Genomic DNA, 18204 nt, shown 5'->3' with positions numbered 1-18204 from the left:
ACAGAACGTATAAGGTTCGGCCCGAGCAGGTATGTGTTGTGGCTAATAAAGCGGCCTCTGATAGCAGGGTGTATTATTTGTATAAGACAGGGCCCCGGACTCGTTATATTAGTGTGCATAACGATCTGAACGGGCACGTGCAGATGTACGGACCGTTTACACTCTGATGGCAGGTTACCAGGTAATCGCCGAACCATCATAGCTGTAAAACCCACCGCTGTCTGATGCCTGCTTACTGTGTATCAGGTCAATCAGACTTTTTGCCACGAAATCAGCAGTAAACAGCTTGCCTGCGGGCACATTTTTTTGGAAAGGGACTGACAAGGCGGTATCAGTTGTACCCGGATGGAATGATAATACACAGCAATTTGGCAGTTTATAACGCCATTCTATACTGATGGTTTTTAGTGCCATGTTCAGGGCGGCCTTGGCACTGCGATAGCTGATCCAGCCACCCAATCGGTTGTCGGAAATACTGCCAATGCGGGCTGACAGTGCAACAAAATAAGTCGGGTGTTTTGCCTTGAGCGCTTTGGCAAAGTGTTTGGCCAACAGTAAGGTCGGCACTGTGTTTGCCAGCAGGTTTTCATTAAAAAAGCCGGGGTCGAATTCCTGTATGGACTTCTCTGGTAGTTTGTCGGGGGTATGTAGCAGCCCGGTGGCATTGATGAGTATATCGACCTGCTGAACCTGCTCTGCTAAGTCGCAGACGTCGAATTCCTGACTCGCATCGACCTTAATCCACCTTACATTGTTTAAGGTGATAGCTGGCTGTGTGGTTCTATATGTCGCATATACCTGAGTATCGGGCTGCATATTGGCAAAACGTTTAACCAGTGCCTGTCCTATTCCACCTGAACCGCCGACAATTAAGACTTTCACCTGTACTCCATTTTAACCGTTCGTTTTATTCTATGAGGGTATTAAACGGATCGTAGAACGGATTGGATCTGTCAATGGAGATCGGGTTTTTACTAACTCAATGTGTGAAGGAGTGTAGAGCCCTGCTAACCAGTCAAGAGATCACAATTTTACTAACTTATGATTCCCTGTAGATCAAGATTTAACTAACTTGGTCAGTATTCAGATCAGTAAATAACTAACTGAATTGGACTCAGATCACGAATTTACCAACTCATGAAGTTCCGTGGCTGATTCAGGTTAAGAAATTGGCTGTTATCTGCTTTTACTGGTGGTGTGTGGTTTATAAATGAGTGATAAAACATGGTGCCGCCAGTTTGAGATCATATTTTTACTAACTTATGCTGCAGTAGGATCGCACCAGAGATCACAGGTTTACCAACTCAGCTTTCCTCAGATCGTATTTTTACCAACTAAAATAGAAACTCAGAAGGATGAGATCATGATTTTACCAAGTGATGGGTTCAGGCAGTGTGAAGAGATTAGCATTTTTACTAAGTAAGGGTTTTATTTGGCTGGTGCTGCGCTGGAAATCGCTCTGATGGGCGGGGGGTTTTTAAGCAACTTGGTAATTATTTGCTCTGAATTGTGCGCTCTGGTTGAGAGCTATTTTTCGTATCTACATGATATATAAAAAGATTGAAGGGCTGAATAAAGTTCAGCCCTTCAATCTTCTATGCGACATGTGACACAGTGATCAGGAATATGGCGGCCGGAAGTAGGTAAAATAGTGATCTCATCCAGTTTGGCCGAAAAGAGAGTAAGATGGCCAGAAGCAGCACAGAAAGGGCCATCTGGCCACAAAACATCAGGCTGCCATATCCAACAGCCTGACTGACATTTATCACCAGGGTTAGTAAAAGCATGATCCAGGCAGCAACCAGGTAGCGCTGGCTCAGCGCATGCTCTGGTCGGGTGCCAAACACGGCTTTGTAGTGTGGTGTTTTAGCCAGTGCGAAGGCCATGAAGCTGGTGAAGCACAGTAAGGTAGCGATCAGATACATCATGCAGTACGCTCCCTGCGGACACGCTGTGGTGGCTGTGTAGACTGAAGCTGTTTGCTTTGCCAGAAAAATACCGCAGCGGCCAGCAAGGCCATAGTATCGAACATGGCCAGTGCCCACTGTCCATTACTTAAGTAACTAATTAAACTGCCTTGAGTTGTTAGCGCATTGCACAGTGGTAGTGTTAGCCAGGCCAGGGCGTTGACGAGTGCCAGCGTACGCCAGCCTTGCGTGTTACGCCACTTCGCTGCAAACAGAGTGGTGGCCAACCAGGTAAGGAAAAACACCAGTACCTCCTGATCAGCTCGACCACTGTTTGTTACGGGGATCAGGCGATTAGCATAGAAGAATGCAGCGGTTGCCAGTGGCAGTCCCATAATTGCTGCGAGATTGAGTGATTCCACCAACTTAAGACCAAAGCTGACGGGTTGCGTCGGCTTTTGACGTTCCCTTAATCGCTTTGCCCACATCACACAGCCACTGGCAATCATGGCACAGCCTGCGAGGCCACATAAAAAGTAGAGCCAACGCAAGCCCGGGGAAGCAAGGCGACCAGTATGCATGGCTATCATACCGCCATACAATTGGGCTGCTGCACTGTCTTCCAGATGAGCGGTGTTGAGTAGTTCGCCTGTTTTACCAGAGTACAGCCACACCGCTTGCTCGTCTTTTATCTCACTGCGATTTGCGCCGTAAATTTTCATGACAGCTGCCGCATCCCGGGGATGATCTATGATAATGCGTGAAATGGGTTGTTCTGGCCAGTTAGTAAAAAAGTGATCCAGAGACTGGGTAAATGCCGGGCTGGTCAGAGGTTGATGGCTCAGATCTGGGCGTTGCCGCTCCGGATAGAATTCTTTTCTGAATTCCTTTACCCCACCTTCATAGACGGTTTGCGCCGGATAGGGGAATAACGTGAATATGAGTGTGATCAGACCCGTGTAGGTGATCATCAAGTGAAATGGTAAGGCCAGCACAGAGCTCAGATTGTGGCCATCCAGCCAGCTGCGGCTGCCCTTGCCTGCTCTGAACTGGAACATATCCTTAAATATACGCTTGTGGATCACTACCCCAGAGATCAGAGCGACCAGCATAAATAAACTAGCCAGACATACTATCCAGCGTGCTGTGGTGCGATCCATATAGTGTAAGTCAAAGTGCAGCCTATAAAAGAAACTGCCTCCTTTGGATTCTCTGGGTGTCACAGGTACCTTGCTGTCGGCCGCCAGATTGTGGTTTACCCAGCTGGCTTTTTCACCGGGCTCTGGGTAGGGCAAGTGAGAAACGCGTAACAGAGCATTGCGCTCAGAAGGCAGACTGATCCACCAACGCGCTGCGTCAGGTGCCTCTGTATTGAGGCGTTCAAAGCCATAATTCAGCAGTGCCTGCTGCGAGCTTTGCACTTCACTGCTGTGCAGATGCAATTCAGGTTTGCTCCACAAAGTAATTTCCTGACGGAAAAAACTCAGTGTGCCAGCAAAAAATACCAACCACAGCAGCCAGCAAAAAAGTAGCCCAACCCAGGTATGTAACCAGGTCATAGAGCGAAAAAAACTGTCTTTCATAGTTACCCTTTTAATATCAGGATCAGCATCCATTGCAATGTGGCAAGCAGCAGCAATCCACCGCAAAGGAGGCGTAGTGGCTTTATTGCAAATACAGCAATAAAAATAAGGCAGTGAATGAGCACACTCAGGCACACACTGAATAATACGGCGTCAACTCTAGAAACAGGCAACAACAAGCTCATCAGGCTGATGGACAGCGCAGTGAGCACGTAGCCGCCGACAATAGCCGTTGCAAAGCGGGCAACGACATTCAGTCGATAGGCAGTAAAATAAGCAAAGTAAGACGATATCGGCATACTTGTTCTTTGGTCAAAAATAGGGAGGCGAATTATCACTGAATCGCGCTATAAATAACAGTAATTATCATTAGCAAATGCGTTAAATGTACAAATATTAATGTCAGATGGAATATCAAATTCCAAAAATCAGATACCGCATATTTTATGAGCACGCTGGCGGGTATTCTTTAAATGGATAGACCCTTGATATACTGGCCAGGTAATAAGATGCGATAAGGGGAACCTGATTTGAATATTATTGAGCGTGTCCGGCAGTGTACTTTATGTCGGGGTGAGTTGCCCTTTGAGCCAAGGCCTGTGATCCAGGGACTGCCCACTGCCAAAATACTGATTGCAGGTCAGGCTCCGAGCATGACTGTGCACAAAACGGGTAAGCCCTTTAACGATGCCAGCGGAAAACGCCTCAGAGACTGGCTGGGTGTGACTGAAACTCAGTTTTACGATCCCGCCTTATTTGCGATTGTGCCTATGGCCTTTTGTTACCCTGGCAAGGGAAAATCTGGTGATTTACCTCCTCCCAAAATTTGTGCACAAACTTGGCGTGCCCCTTTGCTTGAGGTGTTTGAGCATATTGAATTTACTGTATTAATTGGTCAATATGCACAAGGCTATCATTTAACCGATTATGTTAACGTGTCACAGGCCGTTTCTGGCTGGCAATCGAGTTTACCTAAACAGCTTGCGCTTCCTCATCCAAGTCCTCGCAATCAATTATGGCTGCGAAAGCGACCCTGGTTTGAGGCTGATGTGATACCGGTATTAAGAAACCGTGTCCGAGAAGTTTTGGGTGATTTTTAAACGTTTTAAAGCCAGAGTATAAAAGGCATTTGGTACTATAATGTAAACTTTTAGAAAATGAATTAACTCATATGGGTTGCTATTTGGTACTGTATAGCTCATAATTTGGGGTGAGTTAGGATTACAAATTTTAACAATTTATATTCAAAGGATTTGAACATGTTATATCGAATTTCGGGTTGGTCAGCCATCGTTCTCTCCCTGTTGGCGTTATATCCTAGTTATCAAACTGGTGCACTGTCGGTCATTGGATTTTACCTGGGCTTATTTGCTTTACTCCTTTCTTCTTTTGCAAGCCATACTGGCAACCTAATCTATTATCGCAGCGTATTTGTATTTTCTGTACTGAATGTTTTTTTCGTAAATGACGGCACCTGTGTAATGTTATTGGCTGAGAATAATGATTGGGTGTACATAGGATCTATGTATGGGATTTTTATTGTAATCAGTAGCATCTGTGGTTTTTTGGTCAATAAAGACAGCTTCTTACTTAACATTGCGCCAAAAGTTAAGCGCGTCCGATAACATCTCGCTTAAGGTAAACATCGAAGAAGACCGTTTACAAAACGGTTGTGCACTTATACACTTGTGTTGGTTTTTGACACAGCCTATCTGATAACGTGCGCAAGGAGCGGTACAGAGTGTTTATCGTCAACATAACGTACACGGTTGAATTAGAAGAAATTGATGTGCATTTGCCTGCACATATTCAGTTTTTACAACAGTATTATCAGCAAGGTGTGTTTTTAGCGTCTGGCAGAAAAGTGCCCAGAACCGGGGGTATGATTTTCGCTAAGGCAAAGAACCAAACTGAGTTAGAAGCAATTCTATATAACGACCCTTTTTACCTCGCCGGGCTGGCGAATTACGAGATCACAGAAATTGAAGTAAGCAAGACTGCCAGTGGTTTATCACAACTGCTAACGCTATAAATCAGCAAATTATATACAAAGCTGAACAGAGCACTATGATTGACGTTCATAGCTATGAGCGTAATGCATGGTGTATTAGCAGGGTGTCCACACGCCAGTTTTGGTACTTCGATATCATTTCAAGTTATCCCACTTTTGTGTTTTGCATGATATCTCTGCTGCGGCTTTCTATGTCCGCCTGACTGCAACTGTGCGTTGGTTACTCTGCCTACCCTTTTTAGTTTAAAAGGAATCAACTAACGGAGAATATTATGGCCAGACTAGACAATAAAATAGCCCTTGTAACAGGTGCTGCCCGGGGGATTGGTGCGGCTGTCGCAACATGCTTTATTGAGCAAGGAGCAATCGTCATTGTTACGGATAGAAACGCCGATGAGGCATTACAACTTTGTGAGAAGTTGGGTGAAAATGCGTATTTCCACCCGCTGGATGTGTCCGAAGAAGCACAGTGGCAAAGTGTTGAGCGCTTTGTGCAAGACCAGTTTGGTCGACTCGACATTCTGGTTAACAACGCTGGGATCACGGGCTTTTTAGAAACGCACGGGCCACATGATCCCGAACATCTGGATTTGAACAGTTGGCATACCGTACAGCAAACCAACAGCGATGGTGTTGCACTGGGTTGTAAGTACGGTATTCGTTTGATGAAAGCGTCCGGTGCGGCCAGTATCGTGAATATTTCTTCGCGTTCTGGACTTGTGGGGATCCCTGCCGCCGCAGCCTATGCCGCAAGCAAGGCCGCGGTGCGCAATCATAGTAAATCGGTTGCGTTGTACTGCGCACAGCAAAATTACCCTATCCGCTGTAATTCGGTGCATCCGGGCGCCATTTTAACACCTATGTGGGATGCTATGTTGGGAGAAGGAGAAGCCCGCGATGCGGCTATTGCAGGCATTGCTGCCGACATCCCGCTTGGTCATATGGGGCGTGCCATTGATGTTGCTTATGCCGTGTTGTATCTCGCATCAGATGAATCCGCTTATGTGACCGGGATCGAACTGAACGTAGATGGCGGGATCTTGGCTGGTAGCAGCGCCTCACCTAAATCGAGCTAACTGATACGACTTCCCTTTCCTGGTGGATCGGGCTAAAACCTGGCCGGTATATTCCCAATACCGGCTTTTGTCCTGCGTATTGTTTTGCTAAGCTCAAATTAACAGATGTCGCAATTACAAGGAGCCGGGGTTATGTACTGGGGTTTGATTGTTGTTTTTATTGTGCTGGCTTTTTGGCTGCATAACCGCTATAGCTCTAGCTCAGAGGATTATCCAGCGCTGGAAACAGATCCGAACGATCCCTTGTTACTTCAGGCTGTGGCAGATGCTAAAGCGTCATTGGAAGAATTTAAAACACTGTACCGTCAGTTTCCTAAGGATGCCTTTGTCAAATTAGATTTTGAAAGCGACTGTGGCGTTTCGGAGCATCTTGGCGCGCATGTTGAAAGCATAAAAGGCGATGAACTCAGCGTGTTTTTGGTTACACCTCCAGTCACACACCAGGGGAAGGTCGCGCATAACTACACCTGTCACTTTGATGACGTTGAAGACTGGCAGATCACAGACAAAGACGGCAACATCTACGGCGGCTTCACACAGCGGGCGATGTTTGCCATCGCCGAGCGTGAAGGCGTAGAGTTGCCTCCTGAGCTTCAGGAAATGCAAGCCAAATATGTTTAAAGCGATAGCTTCTCTGTGGCTGCTGTGACCATTTCATTCAGAAAGTCAGAGACGGTTTGATCCTCTATGTGGTTCGCATCGAGCAGCGACAGTGCCGTGTTAAAACTTACAACGGCCTGGCTATATTGCGCCATCTTCATATACCCCAGCCCCTGGCTTTGATGGGCATACGCCGACTCCGGGTAGAGGGTGGTAAAATAATCTAAGGTTGCCATAGCCTGTTTGTTGCGGCCAAATTCAAATTGCATATGGGCCAGGTCTGCCAGCGTTGATTGCGGCGCAAGGTAGTGTGTTGCATCACGCTTTGACAGCGTGTCGAAATAGGCCTGAACGTCGACAATTTTGCCATATTTAGCCGTTTCCTTAAGATCTGGATAAATTAACTCTTGATACAGAAAAGGTAAGCCTGAAAGCATCGACGGAAAGACGATACTGCTATGGCCTTCACCAGGCATTATTTTGAATTGCCAACGCAGGCCCGCAGGTGTGTGACTGTGAAGCTGAGCGCTTAAATTCATCATATACGCATAGTAGCCCTGACTCTCCTGCTCTCCCAGCGCCAAAAATAGATTGGCGTGGCGTGTGGAACCGCTGTTTTTAAATTGCGCAACCAGTTGACTGATTTGCGCCCTACTCCACCACGGTGCCGGACTTGCCAACAAGTAGTTGGCAAACAGAGTTGGCTGGTTAAACAGCAAGTACATGCCAAATACCCCAGCGTTCGAGTGGCCAACAAGGGTTCGAGTTGGGTGGACGGTGTAGTTTCGTTCAACCCAGGGGATCAGCTCGTTTTCTAAAAACAGAGCGAATTTGGGCGCACTCCCGAATTCCGGAAAATGCTCAGTAATATGAGACTGCATATGCCCTTGCGCAGGACCTTGAAGAGGAGGCAGATAATCTCTGACTCTGACCTTTGTTTTTACGCCAATCAAAATCACATTTGGAATTTGACGTGTGTTGCGCAAGGCGTTTGTCACGCCGATAGCTTGTTCAAAGTAATGCTCCGCATCCAGAATATAGAGCGTTTGATACCGTATTTTTGGGTTATAGTTTTTTGGTAAGTAAATAGTTACTTCTCTTTTTTCATCCAATATATCTGATTCTATTGTGAGTGTCTGTCCTGTAACCAGTGGCGCCAAAGAGACGGCAGGTGCAGCGTGTGATTGGGAGAATAGTCCCAGTAAAATAGCGATAAGTAATATGCGCATAGATGGATAGTCCTTTGTTATTGTGTACGAAGCAGCTTAAATACGAAGTGTGGAAGGGTGAAGAGGCCGTGGCTGATTTTTCGCTGAATGTTGACCGTGGAGTACACGCCAATTTGCTTATGTGTCATTTATCAGTATGATTTATATGCTTTTATTATCAGGCTGGTAGGGAATGGAAAACAAGCAATATAGACTTGGTCGATACTTTGTTGACGTATCACGCAACGAAATCGTTCATGGTGATAGCACTGTCTCTGTGCCTCCTAAAGCGATGGAGGTGTTGCATGTGCTTATCCAAAATCAGGGCAAAGTGATTGCGTTTTCAACTCTGACCGAGCTTGTCTGGCACAACAGGGTCGTGTCACCTAATTCCCTGCAGCGGTGTATATCCCAGTTACGTCAAGCGTTCGGAGAAGACAGTAAATCACAAAGTGTGATCCGAACACACGCGCGACGCGGGTATAGTCTGGAGCTGCCTGTTGGTGATGATTTTGCTAGTGTGCCAAAGCGGCGATATCTGGCTCACGTATTGATCCTTGGAGGGCTCATCTTAGCCGGGTTGAGTATAGAAGGTTGGCGAGCAAAGCAAACGAATCTTGCTAAGATTGAAATTACAGCGAGTACTCCACTGACCAGCAGTGACGGCGCAGAAATGTATGGCAGTTTCTCTGCCGATGGCCGTTTTATTGTATTTCTGCGAAGCATAGATGCTTGCCACAGTCATATCTGGGTTAAAGATGTGACACGTGCGCAAACATTTCGTCTTAGCTCGGAACCCGGCGTGTATGGGCGTCCAAGGTGGTCATTGGATGGCACACACATTGTGGTTTCCGCTCGCGGTCAGTGTCAGTCAGATTCAGAGGCACAGCAGCGCTGGTCTATCAAACGCTTTAATATGGTTGCGAAACAGCCCCTGCCACGCGGTGGGGACACAGTATTTGATTCAAGTCACCTGCGTATTGGAAAAGTACTTGGCTTAAAACAAGGAGCGGTGGCATTTTTGCAGGAGTATTCAGACAACCAGGTGCGATTGGCCACTTATAGCTCACAAGTCGGGAAAGTTGTGTCCTTGTTCAGCCCTGCGGGGATGTTGATATATGAATATGCTTATCTGCCAAAGCGCGGTCAATTTGTTGTGCTTGGCATGGACAGTAATAACCAGCACGACATGGTGCTGTTATCGAGTTCGGGTGAGAAACTCGCTCAGCATCGTCTTCAGTTTCCACCTGCAGTATCAGCTGTACAAGGCGTGGAAGTGAGCATTCGCCCGTCAGAGCGATTTCTGATTGCTGAGATAGCAGGCAAACTCTACCACCTGACCTTAAAGGGGGGATTAAGTGTGTTGCCGACCCCAACTCGTCATAAGGTATCTGCTCCACATTTTCACCCGGATGGTCAGTCATTATTGGTCACTGAGTCTTATGCCGATACAGATATTCGGATGTTCTCGTTCAAGACAAACTCTGTTGATGAGCCAGCGCTTTACCCTCAACTGCGCTCTAACTTAAGCGATGAGGCGGCACGTTTTCAGCCAGATGGAGAGTTAGTTGCATTTACTTCCACCCGCTCAGGCAAACGTCAGGTATGGTTGTCCAATGGGCAAACTAGCTATCCTTTGGAGGTGCCAAATGCACCAATAACATCCCGCTTTATAAGCTGGTCGCCTTCGGGGAGTGCCCTTGCGGCTGCGACACAAGATGGCGTACTTGTATACGACCTTGAGGGAGGTGCCCGGCATATCCAGACTCAATATCCTGTATTGGAAATTCTGCAATGGTCTGACAAACAGACCCTGCTGGTATTGGTACCAGAGTTAGGAGCACAGCGGCTTTATCAATTGCATCTTCACAATGGTCGGTTCATGAAAGTGTCAGATCGTGACCTTCTCTGGGCGGTTGGTACACCAAATAAAGAGATCGTTGTACTAGATAAAGAGCACAGAATATGGATTGGAGATAAAGAAGTGAGTGGCCTGGCAAAACAGCTGGAGCGACCCTATTTTTCGTTGCACGATGGCGCACTATATGGTGTTTCCCCTGACAGAAAGCTGTGGCGATACAATTGGGATGATGATGTGCTGCACTATATCGCACAGCTTCCTGTTCGCGCCCGTTATGTCAGTGACGTCAATGGCGAACAGGCGCTGTTGACTTATATGATGCAGCTAAACCGAGAACTGGTTTCTTTTTCCGTTCAGTAAATCACTCCTGCTCGGCAAACGCTCTGAGCTCATCACCTGTCAGACGATAGATGATCCATTCGTCCTGTGGTGTTGCGCCAATACTGTTATAAAAGTCGATGGCAGGTTTGTTCCAGTCGAGTACGACCCATTCAAAGCGGCCACAGTCTTTTTCCAGAGCCAGCTGGGCCAAAAACTTCATCAGGGCTTTGCCTGCGCCCTGCCCACGCTGATCCTGAGATACATAGAGGTCTTCCAGGTAAAGGCCATATTTACCCAGCCAGGTCGAATAATTGAAAAAATACACAGCAAAGCCAATCGCCTCGCCATCTTGCTCACAGATCAGCGCATGGGCACGTACATCGTCACCAAACAGTTTTTGTTCAATATCAGCGACAGTATTGAGCACAGCATCAGGCTCTTTTTCGTAGACGGCTAGTTCATTGATAAAGTGTAAAATGGTTGCGGCGTCGCTTTTCTGTGCGTGGCGAATGGTGATACTCATTGGTAAATGACTTCCAAAGTTGACATGATTGGTGCCCAGTGTAAGCTCAAATTTTAAATGAATAAAGTGCATAGATTGCACGTACTAAATGTATATTATTAATGAGTCAGCTACCTAATCTAGATCTGAACTTGCTTAAGCTATTTGCTGCTTTGTATCAAAATGGCTCTGTCACGCACACTGCCGAGCAACTCAATCTCAGCCAGTCTGCTTGCAGTCATGCACTGACCCGGCTAAGGGAACGCCTGGGAGATGAGCTGTTTGTGAGGGTAAACAACCGTATGCTTGCAACAGAGCACGCGCACCAGTTGGCTAAAACGGTATTACCCGCTTTGCAGATGCTTGAGCGAGGGTTACAAGAAGCCAGGCCGTTTGACGCCAGTGAAGTGCATACATTGACGATTGCTGCCACGGATTATACTGCCTGGTGTTTGCGGCCCTTTATTACCCATCTGATCTGCAAATTTGCAAAACTGAACATACGGTTTGTACAGCTTGAAGAGCGTATTGCTGAGCAGGCACTGGAAGAAGGCGCTTTGGATCTGGTTTGCGGGTTCGCACATCAGCAGGAGTATTCGGAGAGCCTGGCACAACTTAACTGGTTTGAAGATGCTTACGTCACAGTCCGTTGTCAATCTCATCCATGTAGCCAAGCGCTTGAATTGAGCACTTTCCTGGCGTATCCGCATATTCTGGTTGCTCCCTGGAATGAGCGGCGGGGAATTGTTGATAAAGCGCTGGCCAAAATCAAGAAATCCAGAACCATCGCGGTGACCACGCCTCACGTGCTGATGGCACCGACTTTGTTGCCCGACAGCGATATGCTGCTGACTATGCCACAGCGTTATGCTTTGCAGGTATGTGACAGGCTACAGCTCCAACCAGAGCCTCCACCGCTATCGGTCCCCAACTATCAGCTTAAGTTATATTGGCATCGCACCCGTAAAAGCGACCCAAAAATTGAATGGTTTGTGTCGCAGTTTTGCGACTTCCATAATTTGGCGCACACCTAGGTATAGTTAGTAAAATATTGATCTGTTGATATCGCTGATATACACCACCTTATTTTTCTAAAAGACGAAACCAATCTATATAAATCAATTGGTTAGTTTGGATCAGGTTTTTACCATATCGGCCTTGTGTGCGTGCATATACTCGCAAATAAAGTCGACACTGAGCTTTATATTAGGGAGCTGGTACTTGGCGTGCTGGTACACTAAGTTGATTTCCACTGCCGGTGTTTTACCAGGTGACAGAGTGTGTTGCGCCGCGACCGGGGTTACCTTGTCTTCCAGGCGTGGTGGGATCAACCAGTCCGGGGCCAGTAAGAGCCCTTCCCCCTGTTCAAGTGCGTCCAGTAAGGTCGCACTGTCATTGCTGATCAGCACAGGTTTGGTATCGAGCGACTGCCACTCGTCGCCCTGGCGTACCCACCAGGGAACGAGCGCAGTTTTGCTGCGAAACATAATCGCCGGGCAATCACAAAGTTGCTTTAGCGACCAGTTTGAAGTGCCAAATTCAGCATTGAGTTTCTCAGCCAGCTGGGTTTGAGCCCAGAGCGTAAAGCCGCTGCGGATAAGTGGCCTGGCAATAAGACGTGCGTCATCGACAGGCCCGCCTCTTATCGCCAGGTCGACCGAATCTTGACCAAACAGTGCGTATTCATTGGTGTAGTCCAGATCGAGGAGAATGTTGGGAAACTGTTGTCGGAAACGCCTGAACAGTGGAACCAGCAGCGCCTGCGCCAAACCCGGCGGTGCACTGACTTTTAGCGTGCCGCTTGGGTTATCAAAACTCTGTGAGATCAGTTCGTCAGCGTGAGTCAGTTTACCGAGGAGCTCGCTGATATGTTGGTAGTAGATCTGGCCAAGTTCAGTAATGCTGACATGGCGGGTAGTCCGCTTTACCAGCTCTACTCCCAGCGATGCTTCCAGATCTTTAATGCGTCTTGAAACGGAAGACGCGGGTACCGAGCACTCCTCGGCAACCGCACTGAAGCTGTTCAATTCAACGATGCGCTTGAAATAGCGCAGTGCTCTGAGTTTATCCATAGTGATCCGAACGGCCATTCATAGCAGTGAATTTAGTTTATTTTTGCCATAAAGACAAAACTGATTTGTGTTTAACACTCTTTTTCATAGCACACGAAAACAACATAATACATGATATATTTAGTTTTATGTGATTATTTTTATGACAAAACAAGTGCTTATTATAAAGTCTAGTCCGGCAAATGAATTCTCCATTTCGAGTGAAATTGCCGACTACCTGCAATCACAATTGCAAAATAAGAATGAAAGCCTGGCTTTTACTGTGCGTGACCTTAGCAAAACACCGGCGCCGGTTTATGACAATCAGATCCTCAATAGCTTTTATGGTGATCAGGATGCGTTAACAGCTGAACAAGCCGCAGTGGCACAGCCATCATTACTCTATATTGAAGAGCTGAAACAGGCAGACATCATTGTCTTTGCGTCTCCGATGCATAACTTCAGTGTCACTAGTCTGATGAAAAACTATATTGATCAGATCTGTCGTTTTGGTCTGACATTTTCTTATTCAGAGCAGGGAGCAGCGGGGCTGTTGCAAGGAAAACAAGCCGTGATAATCGCCAGTGCGGGTGCGGATATGGCAGCGCCTGAGATGCAAGCTGTCGACTTTCAGGTGCCTTATCTTAAGCAGGTGCTGGGCTTTATTGGCATCGCCGATATTAAGGTGATCACCGCATATGGGATCAGTATGCCGCATATTGGCAGTGAAATAGCGACTGAGCGGGCAAAAGCACAGGTTGATCAATGGCTGAGTAGCGCTGCCTGAACCGGTCTTAGCCAGTATTTATGTTAAATTAAACATCGCTGGCTAATATCTGGACAGATTGGTCGTTTTAGGCGCTTTGCTTACTCTGTGCTTTCACGTATTTCTTCACCTTTTTCATGGCCATTTGACGTTTTAACGGTGACAGATAATCGATGAACAGGTTGCCCGACAAATGATCTATTTCATGTTGCATGACAATGGCCAGAAACTCATCGCTGTGTACTGTGATGGGTTTTCCGGTACGGTCAAGCCCCTTTACAGTAACCTCTGTATAGCGTTCTACTTTGGCAAAGTAGTCAGGTACTGACAGACACCCCTCTTCACCCATAGCTTTGTTGCTGCCACTGATCACTTCCGGATTTATGAGGATTAGTGGATCGTTACGTTCTTCCGATAAGTCGATGATCACAATTGCTTCATCCCGGCCAACCTGAGTTGCAGCCAGACCAATGCCATTGCTGGTTGCATATAAAGTATCGAGCATGTCGTCGATGAGTGGTTGTACTGATGTGATATCACTGACTGGTTTTGCTTTCACCTGCAATCTTGGATCAGGTGCGGTTAGGATGTCTAAAACGGCCATGTTGTTATTTTTAGTTATCTGAAAACTCGGAGTTTAAAGTGTAAAGGGCACTTAGGCCAGTGTAATTCTCACTGTTGGTGAGTCTGACGGTATTGCGAAGGAGACTGGGGTTCGTATTGATTCCAGATCCGCCGAAAGTGACGAGCACTGCTGTAACCGCAGGCCTCAGCAATGGCTTCTATCTGAATACTGCTTCCGGATAATAACGCTTTGGCATGTGCTACCTTAATACTGCTGACATACTCACCCGGCGTGATCCCGAGGGTTTGTTTAAAAAGCCGACTAAGCTGGCGAACTGAGAGATGGACCGAACTTGCCAGAGTTTGTAGGCTATGTGAGCACCCTACCTGACTGCAGACTAAGTCCTGGACCTGGTGTAAAGCTCGATGCATATGGTTGCGATGTCGCAGCCAGGGGCTGAGCTGAGGATCCTGCCCATTGCGACGAAAGTACACTAACATTTCTCTGGCAACCCGGGCGGCAATGTACTCACCAAACTGCAATGAGACAAAGTGCAGTGTCATGTCTATGCCTGAACTAATACCTGCACTACTAAAAAGCTTACCGTCCTGTACAAAGATACGATTGTCGGCCACCTTGCTGGCTCGGAACGTCTGACGGAAACGTTCAATCAGCGCAAAGTGTGTAGTACAGGCTTTATTGTTGATAAGCCCTGCTTTTGCTGCGAGTACTGCGCCTGAGCAGATAGTCAAAATGTAGGGGTCATATCTGGCCTGCTCTTTTAACCATTGCTGAGTAACTAGACCTGCCGGGCTGTCATAGGTGGCAAAAGCGTCATTGCAGCCGGGTAAGATCACCACATCGTTGGCATCCAGTTGGCTGGGTAAAGGGTCGAGCTGATGTAGCATCAGCCCGCCATCTATTATCTGTTCGCGCTCGGCACTGATATAATGTATATCAATTAATTGCCCTGCACGCCTGGCCTCCAGTAGCACCTGCAATGGCCCTGCCAAATCGAGTGGTAGGGTGTTTTTTAGCAGAACAAAGTAAAACTGTTGCGGTGCTGACATTTTCCCTTTTCCTTAGTTAGAGCACAAAATCTTGTAGCGTACAGATCTTGGCAAAACGCTCAGCCAATACCAGTTCGGTACGGACCTTGATTTCGTCGGCCTTCAAGCGTTGACCACTCGGCTGATGTTGCATATCAAACGTTAGGGTCGCATCGGTGACAAATTCGACCTGGAAGCCCAGATCGCTCGCAACACGGGCGGTGGTCTCGCAGCACTGTTCAGTGCGAATGCCCGAGATAGCGACACAGTCTATGTTATTTCTTTTCAACCACATAGCAAGCCCTGTATCGGTAAAAGCATTGTGTACTGATTTATGGAAAGTTTTATCAAATGGCGTATCCAGAAATGCCATGGGCTTCACAAAGCCAGAGGCTGGATTGAAAGGACTGTCTGGCACGTCGTCACGACTATGAAGAATTTTGATCACTTTGTGTTGATTACGCTGAAATGCTGCTATCAGCTGAGTCAGGTTGTGCTGGAAGTCTGCGACGTCGCGAACGGACCAATAAGGAGTGTGGTAGAACGAGTCCTGGGTATCTATTACAAGTAGTGCTTTATTCATGGTGTACTGTCCTGTTTGTGTATTGATGGTGTGTTCTGTGTGCAGTGTAGTGATTTTTATGGCACCGAAAGAGGCCGGTTTGAGACATATAGGGGACGTATATGGCCGTTGATGTTAGTTGCTCTGCGAAGGTGTAATGACAAAATGTGCTTAAGCGGGTTGACACGCAATCATAATGTATATACGTTGTATATACACAGAGGTGGCTGATATACCTCCGATGCAGGAAGCAGAGCATGGCTAACAACAAAGATGCACAATTAATTGTGCGCATAAATAAAGCGCAAAGAGATGAGTTTGTCGCCTTGTGCAACGAACTTGATACCTCCTCTTCCCGCGAGATTAGAAAGTTTATTAAGCGGTTTGTGAAAAAGCACAAGCCAGAGCAAGAGAAACCGGTCAAAGGAGATCAGGATGGCTAAGAAAGTTGATGTTAAAAAGCTAAAGAAAGAAGTACAGAAACGTACTGGTAAGATCGCAAAACATGAAGCGAAAATCAAAAAGCTGAAAAAAGCGATCAAGAAAGCGAATTAATCGCGAAAAAAGGCAGCCAATGGCTGCCTTTTTCTTTGCCTGTAATACTTTGGCTCATTTTCAAAGAGCGTAAAGCCCCTTTACACATTGACCTTAGAAGCGGCAGTAGCCTGGCGCGTTGTCATGGAAAACCCATCTGCGCTTTGCTTCCCAGACACAGCTGTTTGGATCCTGAATTACACGTGTTCTGGTGGTGTGCTCAGTGCGATCAAGATCCCACCACAGGTATGACGCCGGGCAAGAAACATGGCCATCGTAGTTGGTTGTGACGCTGTTTGGTGCTCCCTGATTAGGGTAATCGGTGTAAAAGTGGCAAATAGTCACAGGGTAAGATTGTTCAACTGAGCAATTCTTAACATAGTAGGTCTCCCAGTATCCACATTCATCAGCAGCAGCTGCTGTGCCAGACAGCGCCAACATAGCAAGAGATAGCAATACTTTTTTCATAACTTTATCCTTTTTTCCTTGTTAAATTTATATCGTTCTTTCTCCTATCAGGGGACAGCTAAACCCTAAATAGAAACATCAAAATACCAACAGTGACACCGCTGTCAATTGAGTATTAATCATACAGATGTTGTTACCTCCTTACTCAGTCTATAAAGCTGGACAGCTGACGAGCGAGTTCTCTCAGATCTTGGTTTATATCGAATCGACCCCTCAGTGTTGCGGTCGGATCAAGTAAAAAGATCATGGTAGAGTGCGCAACCTGATAGTTGTCGGGGGCTGTAATTACCTGAAATTGTGCACCAGTGCTTTGAGCGAGTGACTTAAGTTGGTCGGGGTGACCGGTAATGCCAATAAATGAAGGGCTGAAATGGCGTACATACGTCTCGAGTGCTGTGATGGAGTCTCTTCCCGGGTCGACGGACACAAACACATATATGGGTTGCCGGCGGATGGAAAGCGCTGTTAACTGTGTTTCCAGCGCGGCTAAGCGGGACAATGCGGTTGGGCAAATATCCGGACAATGTGTGAATCCAAACATCACGAGTGTCCACTGCCCTTGCAGCAGGTGTTGATCAAACTGGCCGTATGCACTTTGCAGCTCAAATGGTGCCAGGGGGCGTTCGGCTTTTTGTATCATGGCCTGTACGGTGTCTGGTTGCACTGGTTGCGTAATCGGGAGCAGCACACCGAGCCCGCAACCGATAAGCAGGGTGAGTAATAATGCGTATTTGTTATGCATCTTTTTCTGCCTTCTTTACTTGCCAGCACAACCCCAGCGCCAATAATGCAGGTAAGGTGACGCCCGCGAAATCAATTAACAGAAAAATCGGCCCGCAGATCCCGATCAGTACCTCCCAAAAATGAAATAGCGCGTGGCTGCTCAACCATAAAGCGGGAAACAGCCACAGCTGAAAACGGTAGCGGACATAAAAAGCGCCATAGCTGAATGCCCCTCCAATCAGCATATACAGCATACCGATATCACGTATAAAGTGCTGGTTATAGAACCCCCTGTCAGGCACGCCGGGCACGCTCCAGTACCATTGTTGCGGGTAAAGCAGCATCAACACGCCATTGGCCAGCGCCGCCAGTCCAAGAAAAACGGCGACGGCTGTGATGATTTGATTGCGCATAACA

At 47.1% G+C, this 18204-nt stretch carries 22 protein-coding genes; 9 read left to right on the top strand and 13 right to left on the bottom strand.

Features of this window, described 5'->3' with window-relative positions; all coding sequences use genetic code 11:
* Positions 1-174: 174 nt before the first annotated feature.
* From ACXAH1_RS16205 to ACXAH1_RS16190, 4 genes are all read right to left on the bottom strand, one after another.
* A complete protein-coding gene (locus ACXAH1_RS16205; protein WP_475198063.1) occupies positions 175-882 on the bottom strand; it encodes an SDR family NAD(P)-dependent oxidoreductase in 708 nt (235 codons plus the stop codon).
* 713 nt (positions 883-1595) lie between these two features.
* Positions 1596-1928, bottom strand: a complete 333-nt coding sequence (locus ACXAH1_RS16200) for a DUF3325 domain-containing protein (protein ID WP_475198061.1) — start codon at positions 1926-1928, stop codon at positions 1596-1598.
* The gene (locus ACXAH1_RS16195; RefSeq protein ID WP_475198059.1) at positions 1925-3490 is read right to left on the bottom strand and encodes a PepSY-associated TM helix domain-containing protein; all 1566 of its coding nucleotides are present in this window, start codon (positions 3488-3490) and stop codon (positions 1925-1927) included. The genes ACXAH1_RS16200 and ACXAH1_RS16195 overlap by 4 nt, the downstream gene beginning before the upstream one ends.
* A 2-nt stretch (positions 3491-3492) precedes the next feature.
* Positions 3493-3789 (bottom strand): hypothetical protein, encoded by a 297-nt coding sequence (locus ACXAH1_RS16190; protein ID WP_475198058.1) that lies wholly within the window; start codon positions 3787-3789, stop codon positions 3493-3495.
* A gap of 231 nt (positions 3790-4020) precedes the next feature.
* Here ACXAH1_RS16190 and ACXAH1_RS16185 point away from each other — a divergent pair, with 231 nt between their 5' ends.
* The 5 genes from ACXAH1_RS16185 to ACXAH1_RS16165 all read left to right on the top strand — a co-directional run bounded on the left by ACXAH1_RS16185 (position 4021) and on the right by ACXAH1_RS16165 (position 7198).
* A complete protein-coding gene (locus ACXAH1_RS16185; RefSeq protein ID WP_253044662.1) occupies positions 4021-4590 on the top strand; it encodes a uracil-DNA glycosylase family protein in 570 nt (189 codons plus the stop codon).
* A gap of 159 nt (positions 4591-4749) precedes the next feature.
* Complete coding sequence (locus ACXAH1_RS16180) at positions 4750-5115, top strand: hypothetical protein (RefSeq protein ID WP_253044661.1); 366 nt, start codon at positions 4750-4752, stop codon at positions 5113-5115.
* Between the two features lie 116 nt (positions 5116-5231).
* Positions 5232-5522, top strand: a complete 291-nt coding sequence (locus tag ACXAH1_RS16175; protein ID WP_475198056.1) for a YciI family protein — start codon at positions 5232-5234, stop codon at positions 5520-5522.
* Between the two features lie 251 nt (positions 5523-5773).
* On the top strand, positions 5774-6577 hold the full coding sequence (locus ACXAH1_RS16170) for an SDR family oxidoreductase (RefSeq protein WP_475198053.1): 804 nt from the start codon (positions 5774-5776) through the stop codon (positions 6575-6577).
* Positions 6578-6709: 132 nt separating this feature from the next.
* Positions 6710-7198: a DUF2314 domain-containing protein gene (locus tag ACXAH1_RS16165; RefSeq protein WP_253044658.1), complete on the top strand. Its 489-nt coding sequence runs from the start codon at positions 6710-6712 to the stop codon at positions 7196-7198.
* Here the strand turns inward: ACXAH1_RS16165 and ACXAH1_RS16160 are convergent.
* Positions 7195-8406, bottom strand: a complete 1212-nt coding sequence (locus tag ACXAH1_RS16160) for an alpha/beta hydrolase-fold protein (RefSeq protein WP_475198050.1) — start codon at positions 8404-8406, stop codon at positions 7195-7197. The two genes, ACXAH1_RS16165 and ACXAH1_RS16160, sit on opposite strands and share 4 nt — an antisense overlap.
* Positions 8407-8578: 172 nt before the next feature.
* On the opposite strand from ACXAH1_RS16160, the gene ACXAH1_RS16155 reads away from it, so the two are divergent.
* A complete protein-coding gene (locus ACXAH1_RS16155) occupies positions 8579-10606 on the top strand; it encodes a winged helix-turn-helix domain-containing protein (RefSeq protein ID WP_475198048.1) in 2028 nt (675 codons plus the stop codon).
* Position 10607: 1 nt separating this feature from the next.
* Here ACXAH1_RS16155 and ACXAH1_RS16150 read toward each other — a convergent pair whose 3' ends face one another.
* Positions 10608-11090, bottom strand: a complete 483-nt coding sequence (locus ACXAH1_RS16150; protein WP_475198045.1) for an N-acetyltransferase family protein — start codon at positions 11088-11090, stop codon at positions 10608-10610.
* Between the two features lie 101 nt (positions 11091-11191).
* Here ACXAH1_RS16150 and ACXAH1_RS16145 point away from each other — a divergent pair, with 101 nt between their 5' ends.
* Positions 11192-12103 (top strand): LysR family transcriptional regulator, encoded by a 912-nt coding sequence (locus tag ACXAH1_RS16145; RefSeq protein ID WP_475198043.1) that lies wholly within the window; start codon positions 11192-11194, stop codon positions 12101-12103.
* A 102-nt stretch (positions 12104-12205) separates the two neighbouring features.
* Here ACXAH1_RS16145 and ACXAH1_RS16140 read toward each other — a convergent pair whose 3' ends face one another.
* Positions 12206-13141: a LysR family transcriptional regulator gene (locus ACXAH1_RS16140; protein ID WP_475198041.1), complete on the bottom strand. Its 936-nt coding sequence runs from the start codon at positions 13139-13141 to the stop codon at positions 12206-12208.
* Between the two features lie 142 nt (positions 13142-13283).
* Here ACXAH1_RS16140 and ACXAH1_RS16135 point away from each other — a divergent pair, with 142 nt between their 5' ends.
* Positions 13284-13907: an FMN-dependent NADH-azoreductase gene (locus tag ACXAH1_RS16135; RefSeq protein ID WP_475198040.1), complete on the top strand. Its 624-nt coding sequence runs from the start codon at positions 13284-13286 to the stop codon at positions 13905-13907.
* 67 nt (positions 13908-13974) lie between these two features.
* On the opposite strand, the gene def is transcribed toward ACXAH1_RS16135, so the two are convergent.
* The 3 genes from def to ACXAH1_RS16120 all read right to left on the bottom strand — a co-directional run bounded on the left by def (position 13975) and on the right by ACXAH1_RS16120 (position 16083).
* A complete protein-coding gene (gene def, locus ACXAH1_RS16130) occupies positions 13975-14490 on the bottom strand; it encodes a peptide deformylase (protein WP_475198039.1) in 516 nt (171 codons plus the stop codon).
* A 68-nt stretch (positions 14491-14558) separates the two neighbouring features.
* On the bottom strand, positions 14559-15521 hold the full coding sequence (locus tag ACXAH1_RS16125; protein WP_475198037.1) for a GlxA family transcriptional regulator: 963 nt from the start codon (positions 15519-15521) through the stop codon (positions 14559-14561).
* A 16-nt stretch (positions 15522-15537) separates the two neighbouring features.
* Complete coding sequence (locus ACXAH1_RS16120; protein WP_475198036.1) at positions 15538-16083, bottom strand: isochorismatase family protein; 546 nt, start codon at positions 16081-16083, stop codon at positions 15538-15540.
* Between the two features lie 236 nt (positions 16084-16319).
* Between ACXAH1_RS16120 and ACXAH1_RS16115 the strand changes: the two genes are divergently transcribed.
* Positions 16320-16505 (top strand): hypothetical protein, encoded by a 186-nt coding sequence (locus ACXAH1_RS16115; RefSeq protein ID WP_010384442.1) that lies wholly within the window; start codon positions 16320-16322, stop codon positions 16503-16505.
* A gap of 205 nt (positions 16506-16710) precedes the next feature.
* Here ACXAH1_RS16115 and ACXAH1_RS16110 read toward each other — a convergent pair whose 3' ends face one another.
* The 3 genes from ACXAH1_RS16110 to ACXAH1_RS16100 all read right to left on the bottom strand — a co-directional run bounded on the left by ACXAH1_RS16110 (position 16711) and on the right by ACXAH1_RS16100 (position 18200).
* Positions 16711-17064 carry a hypothetical protein gene (locus tag ACXAH1_RS16110; protein WP_475198034.1) on the bottom strand — a complete coding sequence of 118 codons (354 nt, stop codon included), beginning with the start codon at positions 17062-17064 and terminating at the stop codon, positions 16711-16713.
* Between the two features lie 145 nt (positions 17065-17209).
* A complete protein-coding gene (locus ACXAH1_RS16105; protein ID WP_475198032.1) occupies positions 17210-17806 on the bottom strand; it encodes an SCO family protein in 597 nt (198 codons plus the stop codon).
* Positions 17799-18200 (bottom strand): hypothetical protein, encoded by a 402-nt coding sequence (locus tag ACXAH1_RS16100; protein ID WP_475198030.1) that lies wholly within the window; start codon positions 18198-18200, stop codon positions 17799-17801. The genes ACXAH1_RS16105 and ACXAH1_RS16100 overlap by 8 nt, the downstream gene beginning before the upstream one ends.
* Between the last annotated feature and the right edge of the window lie 4 nt (positions 18201-18204).

It is taken from the genome of Pseudoalteromonas sp. AWH4_217 (genome assembly GCF_056161105.1).
This window is presented reverse-complemented; position numbering and strand designations above follow the sequence as displayed.